This window comes from Gordonia sp. 852002-10350_SCH5691597 (genome assembly GCF_001665715.1).
In the GTDB taxonomy this organism is placed as follows: domain Bacteria; phylum Actinomycetota; class Actinomycetes; order Mycobacteriales; family Mycobacteriaceae; genus Gordonia; species Gordonia sputi.
Genome location: NZ_LZMO01000249.1, coordinates 1 through 12753 on the forward strand (window position 1 = coordinate 1; position 12753 = coordinate 12753).

Annotated in this window: 14 protein-coding genes and 2 pseudogenes; 10 read left to right on the plus strand and 6 right to left on the minus strand. The window is 64.3% G+C overall.

All coding sequences use genetic code 11. From position 1 onward, the window contains the following. Positions 1-286: pseudogene (locus A5777_RS18165) on the plus strand (MFS transporter); the annotation flags it as partial. Here A5777_RS18165 and A5777_RS25845 read toward each other — a convergent pair. Beyond that, positions 208-585, minus strand: coding sequence for an MFS transporter (locus A5777_RS25845; protein WP_442903057.1), 378 nt, complete (start codon positions 583-585; stop codon positions 208-210). The pseudogene A5777_RS18165 and the gene A5777_RS25845 sit on opposite strands and share 79 nt — an antisense overlap. Before the next feature lie 328 nt (positions 586-913). On the opposite strand from A5777_RS25845, the gene A5777_RS18170 reads away from it, so the two are divergent. Both A5777_RS18170 and A5777_RS18175 read left to right on the plus strand, forming a co-directional pair. Next, positions 914-2062: an ATP-grasp domain-containing protein gene (locus tag A5777_RS18170; protein ID WP_376782666.1), complete on the plus strand. Its 1149-nt coding sequence runs from the start codon at positions 914-916 to the stop codon at positions 2060-2062. Positions 2063-2160: 98 nt separating this feature from the next. After that, positions 2161-3642, plus strand: coding sequence for a flavin-containing monooxygenase (locus A5777_RS18175; protein ID WP_064863710.1), 1482 nt, complete (start codon positions 2161-2163; stop codon positions 3640-3642). 33 nt (positions 3643-3675) lie between these two features. Here the strand turns inward: A5777_RS18175 and A5777_RS18180 are convergent, their stop codons facing one another. Then, positions 3676-4338: a DUF1345 domain-containing protein gene (locus A5777_RS18180; RefSeq protein ID WP_064863711.1), complete on the minus strand. Its 663-nt coding sequence runs from the start codon at positions 4336-4338 to the stop codon at positions 3676-3678. 41 nt (positions 4339-4379) lie between these two features. Here A5777_RS18180 and A5777_RS18185 point away from each other — a divergent pair. After that, positions 4380-5383: pseudogene (locus tag A5777_RS18185) on the plus strand (zinc-binding alcohol dehydrogenase family protein). Between the two features lie 55 nt (positions 5384-5438). On the opposite strand, the gene A5777_RS18190 reads toward A5777_RS18185, so the two are convergent. Together A5777_RS18190 and A5777_RS18195 are read right to left on the minus strand one after the other, a co-directional pair. Further along, entirely contained in the window at positions 5439-6254 is an 816-nt protein-coding gene (locus A5777_RS18190; RefSeq protein WP_064863728.1) for an SOS response-associated peptidase, read from the minus strand. Between the two features lie 113 nt (positions 6255-6367). Further along, positions 6368-6859, minus strand: coding sequence for an aminoacyl-tRNA deacylase (locus A5777_RS18195; RefSeq protein WP_064863729.1), 492 nt, complete (start codon positions 6857-6859; stop codon positions 6368-6370). A 291-nt stretch (positions 6860-7150) separates the two neighbouring features. Between A5777_RS18195 and A5777_RS18200 the strand changes: the two genes are divergently transcribed. The 5 genes from A5777_RS18200 (at position 7151) to A5777_RS18215 (ending at position 10409) form a co-directional block, all read left to right on the plus strand. After that, positions 7151-7966, plus strand: a complete 816-nt coding sequence (locus tag A5777_RS18200) for a sigma-70 family RNA polymerase sigma factor (RefSeq protein ID WP_231895111.1) — start codon at positions 7151-7153, stop codon at positions 7964-7966. Continuing rightward, positions 7963-8286: a mycothiol system anti-sigma-R factor gene (rsrA, locus tag A5777_RS18205; RefSeq protein ID WP_064863712.1), complete on the plus strand. Its 324-nt coding sequence runs from the start codon at positions 7963-7965 to the stop codon at positions 8284-8286. Before A5777_RS18200 ends, rsrA begins: the two co-directional genes overlap by 4 nt. Positions 8287-8393: 107 nt before the next feature. Beyond that, complete coding sequence (locus A5777_RS25850; protein WP_109239415.1) at positions 8394-8468, plus strand: 50S ribosomal protein bL37; 75 nt, start codon at positions 8394-8396, stop codon at positions 8466-8468. A 146-nt stretch (positions 8469-8614) separates the two neighbouring features. Beyond that, positions 8615-8830 (plus strand): biotin/lipoyl-binding carrier protein, encoded by a 216-nt coding sequence (locus A5777_RS18210; RefSeq protein WP_064863713.1) that lies wholly within the window; start codon positions 8615-8617, stop codon positions 8828-8830. Positions 8831-8846: 16 nt separating this feature from the next. Continuing rightward, positions 8847-10409 (plus strand): sensor histidine kinase, encoded by a 1563-nt coding sequence (locus tag A5777_RS18215; RefSeq protein WP_064863714.1) that lies wholly within the window; start codon positions 8847-8849, stop codon positions 10407-10409. A gap of 89 nt (positions 10410-10498) precedes the next feature. On the opposite strand, the gene A5777_RS18220 is transcribed toward A5777_RS18215, so the two are convergent. Together A5777_RS18220 and A5777_RS18225 are read right to left on the minus strand one after the other, a co-directional pair. Beyond that, positions 10499-10753, minus strand: coding sequence for a WhiB family transcriptional regulator (locus A5777_RS18220; RefSeq protein WP_005170735.1), 255 nt, complete (start codon positions 10751-10753; stop codon positions 10499-10501). A gap of 501 nt (positions 10754-11254) precedes the next feature. Beyond that, positions 11255-12178, minus strand: coding sequence for a diacylglycerol/lipid kinase family protein (locus tag A5777_RS18225; protein WP_064863731.1), 924 nt, complete (start codon positions 12176-12178; stop codon positions 11255-11257). 181 nt (positions 12179-12359) lie between these two features. Here A5777_RS18225 and A5777_RS18230 point away from each other — a divergent pair, with 181 nt between their 5' ends. Continuing rightward, positions 12360-12746 (plus strand): hypothetical protein, encoded by a 387-nt coding sequence (locus A5777_RS18230; protein ID WP_064863732.1) that lies wholly within the window; start codon positions 12360-12362, stop codon positions 12744-12746. Positions 12747-12753: the final 7 nt, after the last annotated feature.

A 12753-nucleotide genomic window follows, 5' to 3' on the forward strand; every position in this document is an offset into this window, starting at 1 on the left:
CTGTTTCGGACGCTGGTCGGACATCCTCGGTAGGCGTCCACTGCTGATCGCGGGCGCGATCCTCTCGGCGATCAGCGCCGTCGTCTTCCTGACCGCGGGCCCGGTGTGGCAGCTCATGATCGGACGTGTGCTCTCCGGCCTGTCGGCAGGTATCTACGCAGGTGCGGCGACCGCAGCGGTCATCGAACTCGCACCTCCGAGCTGGCGTCACCGCGCGCCCGCACTCGCGACCGCGGCCAACATCGGCGGACTCGGCCTCGGTCCGCTGATCGCCGAGAGGATCGCGCCCGCGATCAGCAGTGGACGCCTACCGAGGATGTCCGACCAGCGTCCGAAACAGATCAGGGCAACGATCACTCCGGCCGCGTACACGGCGAAGATGATCGTCGTCGTGGTGACGCCGAATCCGAGGTCCTTCGCGTAGATCGAGTACAGCGGGGTCGGCAGCGTGGTGCCGAGCATCACCACCGCGAAAGCAGCGATGGCCGCGATGAATGAACGCGCGCCGGCGAAATGTGTTCCGACAGGATCGGTCCCTGTTGGAGCGGATTCCTGAGAGTGTGTCGGGCCCGGCGTCTGCGTCATACGAGGCCTAGCGTCGAAGTACCCCACGGTATTCCGTAGCTGCACGTGGATGCGGGACGAAGTTGGAGTGCACGCGAAAACCGTGGACCGGTGAGCTGGGGAAATGGTGAATGTGTGTCTGGTGAATGTGTGTCGTACGTAAGGATGTGGGTGCTGCAGCACCCACACCCTTACGCACGACACACATCTAGCGATCGATCGGAGTAGGCCGCTGCCGCAGCGTCGAATTCATGCCGTGAATGTCTCTATCGCCGCACGGTACGCACCGGACCGTTACGGTATATCCGTGCCAGCCATCGATCCCACGATTCTTGCCACCACGTCGCGTATGCCGTTTGCGGTCGATGAAATTCACAAGCTCGGAGTGACCGGTCGACGAGTAATTGCCGCCGATACATTCAGGTCCGCACCGGGAAGCCATTCGCGCGGGGCCGCCAAGCATTTCACAGTGCCTGCACCGACCCAGGAGACCGAGGCGTTCATCGCCGCGGTCGTCGACATCATCGACGCCGAGAACGTCACCTGGTTGTTGCCGATGTTCGAGGAGGTGTTCTACCTCGCCTACCATCGCGATCGGCTGCTGGCGGGGCACCCTGACCTCGAGCTCTTCTTTCCCGATTTCCCGACGCTGCATCGCGTACACGACAAGGTGAGCTTCGCCGAACTGTGTCGCTCGCTGAATCTTCCTGTAGCCGAATCGATCACGGCGACCAACGACGACGAGCTGCGGGCCGCGACGACCCACTGGGAGCACTGGTTCGCGCGCGCCGCCTACGGTCGCGGCGGACTCGACGTCGTCACGAACACCGGTCCACTCGCTGCGGAGACGAGTCTGGATGCCGTACATCCCACAGCAGACGACCCGTGGTTGGTGCAGGAGTATCTGAAGGGAGTCGACCGGTGTAGTTGGAGCGTGGTGCACCACGGCGAGGTGGTGTTGCATTCCTGCTATGAGCACCCGTTGGCCATCGACAATCGGGGCGGAATCGTGTTCGAGTCCGTCGATTCTCCCGAGTCGTTGCACGCGGCACAAACAATTGCGCGTGAATTGAACTGGCACGGCCAAATCAGCTTCGACTACTTGAAGACCGATGACGGCGTGCACCACATGGTGGAGTGCAACCCGCGTCCCACAGCCGGTTGCACCGTCGCCACACCCGAGGAATTCGACGCCGCGCTGTTCGATCCGGGGGAGCTGGTCGTGGTGCCGCCAGGACGCAAGAAGATGATCAAGGCTGCCGTGATCCGCGACGTACTGATGCATCCGTCGCATTGGAAGACCAATCGCGCGGCGGCCAAGGGCGCGGCGGGTGTCTACGACCAGCGCAAGGATCACCTGCCGCTGCTGTACTCGGCGCTGTCGTTGCAGCATGTCGCGAAGTACCGCAGGCTGCTCGGCGTCGATCGCAAGAAGGGCGAGCAGCTCGTCGCCACGCAGTTCTTCGACGTGCTCTACGACGGTTCATCCATCAGCTGAGCTCCCGACGATCCGAAGCTGCCACTCTTTGCCCTCGAAGTGACCTGGGTTACTGTGTTCATAGGTCACAGATACTTCGGGAGTGAGGTGGGATCGTGGTGCAGCCAGATCATGAGGTCGTCATCGTCGGCGCAGGTTTCGGTGGAATGGGCGGAGCCATCGAACTCAAGCGGCAGGGCGTCGAATCGATAGCGATTCTCGAACGCGAAGACGACCTCGGTGGCACGTGGCACGTCAATCACTATCCCGGCCTCGCCGTCGACATCGCGTCGGTGACGTACTCGTACTCGTTCGAGCCGAATCCGTTCTGGTCGCGGCTGTTTGCTCCCGGCGCAGAACTCAAGCGCTATGCCGAGCACATCGCCGACAAGTACGACCTCAAGCGTCACATGGAGTTCGGCACGAGCGTCGAGAAGGCCGAGTGGGATGAGCAGGCGCGGTTGTGGACCGTTTACACCGCCGACGGTTCGAGTCGCACCTGCCGTTACTACGTCACCGCCACGGGGTTCCTGTCGCAACCGCATGTCCCCGACTTTCCCGGGCTCGACTCGTTCGAAGGGAAGGTGCTGCACACCGCCGACTGGGAGGACGGATTCGACTTCACCGGGCGTCGGGTCGCAATCATCGGCACCGGCGCGACGGCGGTGCAGTTGATTCCCGAAGCCGCGCGCGACGCAGCGCATCTGACGGTCTTCCAACGCACACCGATCTGGGTGGTGCCCAAGGTCGATTTCGCCATTCCCGCTGCGCTACAGAATCTGTTCGCCGCTGTGCCGCTCACGCAGCGCGCTGCTCGTCTGGTGAACACCTCGCTGCTGGAGATGCTGATGGTGTTCGGCGTCCTGCACTTCAAGCAATTCAAACCGGGCAACAAGGCCGCGGCATTGCTGGCCCGGGCGCATCTGCGCGCCCAGGTTCCCGACGGCGCGACCAGGAGGGCGCTGACACCCGACTACGACTTCGGGTGTAAGCGACCGACATTCTCCAACAAGTACTTTCGGGCCTACGCACGGCCGAACGTCACGCTGGAGACCGGCGGCATCGGGCACTTCGAACCCGACGCCATCGTAAGTGCCGACGGAACCCGCCACGAGATCGACACGCTCGTACTCGCCACCGGATTCGACCTGTGGGACACCAACTTTCCCGCGATGACCGTGATCGGACGCGAGGGTCGTGATCTCGGAAAGTGGTGGCGCGACAACCGTTTCCAGGCCTTCGAGGGTATTACCATTCCTCGTTTCCCGAACTTCTTGTCGCTCAACAGTCCGTACTCCTACAGCGGACTCTCGTACTTCACAACGATCGAGGCGCAGATGAAGCACATCGCGCGTCTGTTCGGTGAGATGCGTCGACGCAAGTCCGAGGTCTTCGAGGTGACCGACGCCGCCAACGAGAAATTCCTCGAGGAGGTCACCGAGCACCTGCAGTCTTCGGTGTTCTATCGCGGAAATTGTGCGACGTCGCGTAGCTACTACTTCGACCCGAACGGTGAGGCGACGCTCCTGCGTCCGAATTCGACGCTGACCACGCTGCGCGAGATGGACAACTACCCGTTGGACTCCTATGTCTTCAGCTGAGCTGTTCTGGGGGAGAGACGAAGTCGGGATTGGTTACGATCCGACGTTCGCGGTGAGGTTGATCAGCAGTGCGACGATCACGGTGCCGAAGAAGTAGCTCAGCAGGGCGTGGAAGACCAGTGTCCGACGAAGCCGTGACGAGCCGACGTCGGTGTCGGAGATGGCGTAGCTCATCCCGACAGTGATCGCAACGTACACGAAGTCGCTGTAGCGCGGTGACTCCGACTGATGGAAGTCGATGAGCGGCGCGTCTGCCTTCTGAGTGTCCGCACTGACGCCGTAGTACGTGCGGGCGTAGTGGGTTGCGTACATCGTGTGGATGGCGGCCCACGATGCCACCACCGACAGCAGTGCGATGAAGAGGAGTATCGGGTCTTTTCGCGTCAGCACCTCGACGATTCCGATGAGGGACACGAAAGCCGCCAACAGCACGATGACGAACGCGCCGAGGCGTGTCGGCTCCTCGCGACTGGCGTGCGTCTCCGTTTCCGCGTTGTCCATCGGCCACAACGCCAACCACGTCCACATCACGAACAGGCCCGCGCCGATAGCCCAACCCGCCAGCGGTGCAGCAGTGGGGCGTTCCGACCAGATCCCCGCCGCGGCCGCCCCGCCCACGACGACGCTCACAAGGAGACGAACGAGCGCCGGTGCGTCGCCCCGACGCCAGCGCCACTTCTGGGGTTGAGAGTTCATGGAGCAAGTACACACCGCGGGGCCCCCAATAGAGTGGAGACATGCGTGCGTGGTCAGTCACCCGACCAGGACCGGTCGACGAATGTCCGCTCGAGTTGGTGGACAAACCAGTCCCGACGCCGGGTGCGGGCGAACTCCTGGTCAAGGTTCGCGCATGCGGTGTCTGCCGTACCGACCTCCACGTCACCGAGGGCGACCTGCCGGTGCATCGCGTCGGCGTCACGCCAGGACACGAGGTGGTCGGTGAAGTCGTCGAGCTGGGGGAGGGGGCGCTGGGCTTCGATCGGGGTGCTCGCGTCGGGGTTGCCTGGCTCCACCACACAGACGGCACGTGCGTCTACTGCAGGCGGGGGAGTGAAAACCTCTGTCCCGCTTCGACATACACCGGGTGGGACGTCGACGGTGGATATGCCGAATACACAACGGTGCCCGCCGATTTCGCCTATCACCTGCCAAACAACGTCGACGACGTCACCCTTGCGCCCCTGCTGTGTGCGGGGATCATCGGGTATCGCGCACTCAAGCGCGCCTCGCTACCGGAAGGTGGTCGCCTTGGTCTGTACGGCTTCGGCGGCAGCGCGCACCTATGCGCACAGCTTGCGATCGCGCAGGGCGCCGAGGTTCACGTCATGACCCGCGGTGCACAGGCGCAGGCTCTTGCCCGATCGTTGGGGGCTGCCTCGGTCAACGGTGCCTACGACGCTCGCCAGTGCCTCTCGACGCAGCGATCACCTTCGCACCTGTGGGCGACCTGGTCCCGGTGGCGATGCGCGCACTCGACCGGGGAGGGGTGCTGTCGATCGCCGGGATACACCTGTCCGACATTCCCGCACTGAACTACGAGCGAGAACTGTTCTACGAGAGGGAGATTCGCTCGGTCACGGCCAACACTCGCGACGACGGACGCGAATTCCTCGAGCTCGCCGCCCGCTACGGTGTCGCGGCGACGACACACACCTACCCGCTGTCGAAGGCCGACCAAGCGCTGTCCGACCTCAAAGCGGGCCGATTCGACGGTGCCGCCGTCCTCGTTCCCGACCGATGAGTTCCCGACCGATGAGTGCCCGACCGATGAGTGCTCGACGAGTGAGTGCGACTCATCAGACCGGTGCCAGCAGCTCCGGTCCGTTGTTGGCCACGCGGTTGACCAGGGGCGAGACCTCGCGGATCGCGATCGCGTCGGCGATGGCCTCGCTCGGCGGCGCGAAGAGCTCCGACGGCGCGGGGTGGTCGGGATCGAGCCAGGCATCCCAACTGTCGTAGGGCATGATCCGCGGCATGCGGTCGTGTACCTCGCGCAGGTCGCCGACGGCGTCGGTGGTCAGGATGGTGCAGCTCAGCAGGGGTGGCGCGTCGGGATCTGTGGGGTCGTGCCAGGCCGACCACAAACCCGCCATGAACAGCCGTGTCCCGTCCTTGGGCGACATGAAGAACGGGATCTTGGTCGGCTTGCCCTTGCTTTTGCCGGGGCGGGGGCTGTTCTCCGGGCCGGGCTTCCACTCGTACCAGCCGTCCATGGGCACGAGGCAGCGCTTGGACTTCACCGAACTGCGGAACGAACTCTTCTCCGCAGCGGTCTCGGCGCGGGCGTTGAACAGCAACGGTCCCTTGCCGACCTCTTTGGCCCACGTCGGTACCAGCCCCCATCGCATCGCCCGCACGCGCAGCCGCGGATCGTCGTGCGGGTCGTCGTGAGAATGCCGTTCGACGACGGTCAGGATCGTCGACGTCGGCGCCACGTTGTAGTTGGTGCCCAGGGTCCGCGGTGCCTGATCGGTACCGGACTTATCGGGGCTCGGCTGCTTGGCGCTGGTCTGGTCGTCGGGTGTGGGTGGCGCAGCGGGCACCTCGTTGACCGCGTCGATCTCGGCCGCGAGCTTGGCAGGGTCGGTCGTCACCGCGAAACGTCCACACATGGAGTCCATGCTGTCACGAGGGGCTGACACGAGGGGCTGTCACGAGGGGCCGACACGAGGTGCCGACAGAGACTCTGACGGAAGCAGGGGAACGCTCAGGGACAGGGAAACGCTCAGGCGGCGATGTCGGCGGTGACGGCCGAGGTCGCGGCGACCAGGTCGGTGGGCGACAGCTCCACTTCCAGGCCGCGTTTACCTGCACTGCACAGGACGCGATCCCACTCGAGAGCAGAAGAGTCGACGACCGTCGGCAGCGCGGTTCGCTGGCCGAGTGGTGACACACCGCCGAGCACGTAACCGGTGGATCGGGTCACTGCTTTCGCCTCGGCCATCACCGCCTTCGACGCTCCGAGTGCTGCTGCCACGGCCTTGAGCGACAGCTTGCGCGGCACCGGTACCACGGCGACGGCAAGGCCTCCGGGGCCGCCGGTCAATGCCACGACGAGCGTCTTGAAGATCTGCTCGGGTGCAACCCGGAGCGTCGACGAGAGAGCATCCACCGCTTCCGCTCCATACGCTTCGGACTTCCGATCGTGGGTGTAGCTGTGTACCTCGTGCGGCACATCAGCCCTGCTGAGCGCCGCGAGCGCGGGGGTGGCTGCCATCGGAACCTCCAGATGTGTCAGCGGTGCCGCAGACGCGGGCACCGGAAGAAATCGGACATGCGCGGAACAATTGTCGGCGCAGCCCTGTTGACCAACAATGTCAGGACGCCCGCACCCCCTGTTCAGCGGGCGATCAACACAGATCGATACCGCGACATCAGATGCCGCGACATCAACAGCACGAGCGTTTTCAACAGATCGAGGAGGTGGATTGCCGTGGGAGCGACGTTGCTCGAACGACCGAGGCAACCACGACCTGGTGAGCTGCGAGAAGGAGCCGGGTCGGTAAGCTTGATCGACATCACCGGTGCACCTGCGCAGACCCTCACCGGGTTGGGCGGCATCGGAGTCATCAGCGAAGGGAATTACGTGGCTTCTCCCGAGTCCCCCGACTCTGACGGCGGTGCTGACAGGACAAGCGACACCGCCTCACAAGCGTCGAACCCAGAAACGTCGACAACCGATGATTCGACCGCCGCAGCGGGTTCGGCACCCCGTCGCGCTGATCCGTCGGAGACCGACGCCGATCTGACGGAACGGTTCGAGCGCGACGCGCTCCCGTTGCTCGACCAGATGTACGGCGCGGCGCTTCGAATGACGCGCAATCCGGCCGACGCAGAGGATCTGGTCCAGGAGACGTACGTTAAGGCATTCTCGGCGTTCGCATCGTTCCGCGAGGGCACCAACCTCAAGGCCTGGCTGTACCGCATCCTGACCAACACATACATCAACGGGTACCGCAAGAAGCAGCGTCAGCCCGCCCAGTACCCGACCGACGAGATCACCGACTGGCAGCTGGCGGCCAATGCCGAGCACACGTCGACCGGTCTGCGTTCTGCCGAGATCGAGGCGCTCGACGCCCTGCCCGACGACGAGATCAAGGCTGCGCTGCAGGCACTTCCGGAGGATTTCCGGATGGCCGTCTACTACGCCGACGTCGAGGGTCTTCCGTACAAGGAGATCGCCGAGATCATGGACACTCCGATCGGAACGGTCATGTCACGACTGCATCGTGGTCGACGTCAACTGCGTGAACTGCTGACGGACGTCGCACGTGATCGTGGCTTCCTCCGTGAGCCTGCCTCCGAGAGCGGGGTGGCACGATGAGCGACTCGACTCCCGATGTGGCGCCGGTACCGCCTGCCGACGATCCCGAATTCACCTCACTCGATTGCTCCGCGGTCATCGCCGACGTGTGGCTTGTGCTGGACAATGAGTGCGACGCCGCGGCTCGCGCCCGACTTCAGCAGCATCTCGACGAGTGCCCTTCGTGCCTGGCGCACTACGGCATCGAGAGCCAGCTCAAGGCGCTGATCAACCGCAAGTGCGGGGGAGATCGTGCGCCCGACAGCCTGCGTGACCGACTGCGCGTCGAGATCCGCAAGACCGTCGTCGTTCGCGAAACGCGGTATTCCGCGGGCGAGTGACCCCCGGCTTTCGACGAAGCGACGCAGGTCCAACCGGTACCGATTCCAGGATTCCGGGTGCGACGTGGGATAATCACTGAGCACATCGGAGACGAAGGAGGCCCGTCATGGGTAAGCGCGGACGCAAGAAGCGCGCACGCAAGAAGAGCGCAGCCAACCACGGCAAGCGCCCCAACGCCTGAGCTGCGTGCCAGACGAAAGCCCGGAGCGTGATCGACGGTCATACCGACCGCGTCCGCCCGGGCTTTTTCGTGTCGTGATCGCTTGCCGGCAGTCGGGCGCCGCGGTGCGCGCCCTGCCTGTCACAGCGGTGGACTAGTTTGTTCACATGGCAGAAGACGTTGTCGCCGAGATCGTGGCGAGTGTTCTGGAAGTCCGCGCAACCCCTGGTCAACGCATCGAGATCGGCGACACGCTGGTGCTGCTCGAATCGATGAAGATGGAGATCCCGGTCCTCGCCGAGGAGTCGGGAACGCTCGCAGACGTCAGGGTCAAGGTGGGCGATGTGATTCATGCAGGCGACATCATCGCCACCTACGAGTAGCCGCGCACCCTCACCGATGTCGACGCTGGCCGATCTCCTCGCCGAATACACAACACTCTCCGACCGTGCAGCGGCATATCTGCAGCGCGTCGTCGCCGAATGGCAACTGCTCGCCGACCTTTCCTTCGCCGATTTCCTGCTCGCCGTGCGCGCCGAGAACGGCGAGGTGGTGACGGTCGCGCAGTGCCGACCCAACACGGCGTCGACGGTGTTTCCGAGCGATCAGGTCGGCATGGTCGTCGGTGCCGACGCCAACCCGCAGGCGCTGCGCGCATTCGACGAAGGGCACATTCTCCGCGAGGAAGACCCCACCTGGATCGGTCCGGTCGCCATTCGGCGCGAGGCGGTTCCCGTCGGATTCTCCGGTGAGGTCATCGGTGTTCTCACCCGGGCTGTCGACCTCACTCATCCGCGACTGCCCTCACCGCTCGAACTGGCATATCAGGACTCGGCGAACGACCTGTGCCAGATGGTTGCCGACGGCACGTTTGCGCGGCTAGAGGTCAACCCGCGAGGCTTGTCGACCCCACGCGCGGGCGACGGTTTCGTGCGGATCGACGAGCGCGGCGTCGTCCTTTATGCGAGTCCCAACGCGCTGTCGGCGTTTCATCGCATGGGGTGGACGTCGGAGCTCTCGGGGAGACGACTGTCGGACGTCACGACGTCGCTGCTGACCGACCCATTCGAATCTCACGACGCCGCCACCATGATCGACGTCGCCGCGGGCGTCGTCGCGCCGCCGGAGGGGCCGTACCCCGACATCGGAATGCGTATGGAAGCCGACGCGCGCCGGGCGACCGTGCTGCTGCGGGCGGTGCCGTTGCGTCCGCGCGGTGTGAGTTCCGGTGCCGTGGTGCTGATCCGCGACGTCACCGAGGTCAAGCGTCGAGACCTCGCACTGATCAGCAAGGACGCCACGATCCGGGAGATTCATCACCGGGTCAAGAACAACTTGCAGTCGGTGTCTGCACTGTTGCGTCTGCAGGCACGTCGCACATCCAACGAGGAAGCGAGATCGGCACTCGTCGAGGCTGTCCGACGAGTGGCAGCCATCGCCACCGTGCACGAGTTGCTCTCGGGCAGCGTCGACGAAGAGGTCGACATGGACGAGGCCGTCTCCCGGCTGCTTCCCACGATGGTCGACGTCGCCGCAGGGGAGACGCCGGTGTCGGTGAGCCACCGTGACCGCCTCGGGGTGCTCCCCGCCGAGCTGGCGATGCCGCTCGTGATGGTGCTGACCGAGCTGATACAGAACGCCGTCGAGCATGGGTTCGCTCGCCCACGCGGGGATGACCGTGTGGACGACAATGGAGACGGCACAGCTGCGGTGCGTGACGACGCCAGGATCGAGATCTCCGCCGACCGCGACGTGCGGCGCATGGTGGTGACCGTGCGCGACAACGGCTCGGGGCTGCCGGCCGATTTCTCCATCAACGACTCGGAGCGCTTGGGGCTTCAGATCGTGCAGACACTTGTCGCGATCGAGCTCGGAGGTGAGTTGGAACTCGGGCCGAACCCGGAAGGTCGGGGAGCGCAGGCGCGCATCGCAGTTCCATTGCACGCCCGCACGCCGACGTGAGGGCAATACAAAAAGACCCGGCGCGATGGCCGGGTCTTTTTGTTGGTCCCCCACGGGACCGTGGTCGATCAGACTGTTTGTAAGTCGATCTAGACGCTGCTGCGGGTCCGCGTGCGTGCCGTACGACGCTTCAGTGCTCGACGCTCGTCCTCGCTCATGCCGCCCCACACACCGGCGTCCTGACCGGACTCGAGAGCCCAGGACAGACATTCGGCGGTGACGGGACACCGCGCGCAGACGAGCTTCGCATCGGCGATCTGTGCGATAGCCGGACCGCTGGTTCCCACCGGGAAGAACAGCTCGGGGTCCTCGTCGCGACAGATTGCCTTGTGACGCCAGTCCATTCCTTCTCCTTCAGGTGCGTGTGTTGCGCGCACCACTCGTCATCGAAATCTTGCTTCTTGTGGCTGTAACCATCAGTTCACGTAGACACACCAAATGTTTCCGTGCTGTTGCTTGTGAATACTTTCACGAATTCAGCTGAAGTCAATGGTGTTCCGCTGACACGTGTGCAATATCACTCTCCGTGACCCCTGGTGGGAGGGGGGTGGTGCACTCGCGTCCGTGCCAATGTTCTATGCTACGCCGGTTGTTCGATTATTGCCGATATGTTTCCGCAGCTAGTGGCGTAGATCGCATTCTGACACCCAGGAGCGTGATCGTGGTCACCCAGCGATTGCCGTCTGTCTGGGCGTAACCCGAAATTCACCTGACCCGAGAGTCAGGTGAGGCCGGATGAGGCGGTCGAATTTGCGCTGCTAGGGGGCGATGTGCATGGCAGTGAAGCGCTGAGTGACTGTGCTCAACTGGTCCTGGAGGATCGGCCTCATCTGGGCCTCATCTCGTCAGGGAGCGACGACGCCGAGTACGGACTCGCGGTGCGAGAAGTGGATCGACGTGAACGCCCCGACGTAGTCGCCGTCCATCTGGACGTCGATCGGCTCCTCGGCGTCGAATTGGACCCACTCGACGTCGTCGTCGCGAATCAGGTGTGGCGCTTTGGGGTCGCGCTGCGTGAGCAGACGCGTGGCGAGTCCGACGTTGCGCAGTAGGCCTGTCGACGTGGCAGCGAACAGGCCCAGGCGTGCGGTGAGGTCGGTGCCGGGGTTCGTGCGGATCTCGTGGTTGCCCAAGAACGTCCAGGGCGTGGTGTTGGAGACGAACGCGAATCGCACACCGTCGATCGGCTCGTGGCCGTCGAACTGCACGCGAAAAGGGGGCTGGCTCGACGATCCGCGTATGAAGCAACTGACCGTCGTCCACAGATATCGGCCGGGTGTTGCCGCTTTGCCCGCGTGGCGCTTGTCCTCCATCGCGTGCACCACCACCGCGTCCATACCCATTCCCGCGTTGAACAGAAACCAACGAGTATCCGTGTGTCCCAGGCCGATTCGATGAATCGACGAGGCGTCGACGAGGTCGATCAGCTGGCGCGTCGCGCGCAGTGGGTCGGACTCGATGCCGAGGGTCCGTGCGAAGACATTGGCGCTGCCGCCGGGGATTATCGCGAGCGCCGGGCGGGGGAGTGTCGGATCGAACTCGGCCGGCGATCCGAGAATGCCGTTGGCCACCTCGTTGACCGATCCGTCGCCGCCGTGCACGACGACGATGTCGTATCCCTGTTCTCGGGCACGCGCGCCGAGTTCGCCCGCATGACCTCGGTGCGTGGTGTGCTCGACGTCGACCGGGACATGGGCGCTGAGGGTATTGACGAGCGCGTCACGACCCGCGGCGGTGGTCGCGGTCGCGAAGGGGTTGACGATGAGCATGACGCGCACGACTCCCGAGGATATGGGGTCGCAGCGAACGCCGACCCTGCGCCCCCGTACTCCGAGCACCCAATACTCTGGACGGGTGAGCAAAAAGCAGGACCCCGCCGGTCGTGGCGCCCGTAGGTCGGCACCGCGAGACGGGCGTGAGAAGGCCGAGACGACGTCGGACACGGACGAGCTGTGTCCGGTTCAGCTACGCGTGGCAGGGGCCATCACGGCGCTCGAGGGTGCCATTGCGGTCATCTTCGCCGTCGTCCTGGTGATCCGTGCGGCTGCGGGCCACCATGAGGCCGCGATCAGCGGATATGGCACCGCGGCCTGGTTCGGAATCATCTTCGGTGGCGTTCTCGTCGGCGGGATCGCGCTGATGCGCGGTCGTCGGTGGGGTCGGGCCATCTCGTTGGTCGCTCAGATCCTGCTCCTCCCGGTTGCCTACTACCTGTTCACCAGCCACCAGGTGGGATTCGCGATCCCCTTGGCGATCGCGGCGGTGGTGACACTTGTCCTGCTGTTCCATCCGGCATCGGTGCGCTGGATCTCGGGCGACATGGACGCTTCTGAGTGAGTGGCGT

Bases quoted from the DNA above. Each gene is read 5' to 3' on its own strand.
- A5777_RS25845 (WP_442903057.1), bottom strand. From the start codon at position 585: ATGACGCAGACGCCGGGCCCGACACACTCTCAGGAATCCGCTCCAACA.
- A5777_RS18170 (WP_376782666.1), top strand. From the start codon at position 914: ATGCCGTTTGCGGTCGATGAAATTCACAAGCTCGGAGTGACCGGTCGA.
- A5777_RS18180 (WP_064863711.1), bottom strand. From the start codon at position 4,338: ATGAACTCTCAACCCCAGAAGTGGCGCTGGCGTCGGGGCGACGCACCG.
- A5777_RS18190 (WP_064863728.1), bottom strand. From the start codon at position 6,254: ATGTGTGGACGTTTCGCGGTGACGACCGACCCTGCCAAGCTCGCGGCC.
- A5777_RS18195 (WP_064863729.1), bottom strand. From the start codon at position 6,859: ATGGCAGCCACCCCCGCGCTCGCGGCGCTCAGCAGGGCTGATGTGCCG.
- rsrA (WP_064863712.1), top strand. From the start codon at position 7,963: ATGAGCGACTCGACTCCCGATGTGGCGCCGGTACCGCCTGCCGACGAT.
- A5777_RS18210 (WP_064863713.1), top strand. From the start codon at position 8,615: ATGGCAGAAGACGTTGTCGCCGAGATCGTGGCGAGTGTTCTGGAAGTC.
- A5777_RS18215 (WP_064863714.1), top strand. From the start codon at position 8,847: ATGTCGACGCTGGCCGATCTCCTCGCCGAATACACAACACTCTCCGAC.
- A5777_RS18220 (WP_005170735.1), bottom strand. From the start codon at position 10,753: ATGGACTGGCGTCACAAGGCAATCTGTCGCGACGAGGACCCCGAGCTG.
- A5777_RS18225 (WP_064863731.1), bottom strand. From the start codon at position 12,178: ATGCTCATCGTCAACCCCTTCGCGACCGCGACCACCGCCGCGGGTCGT.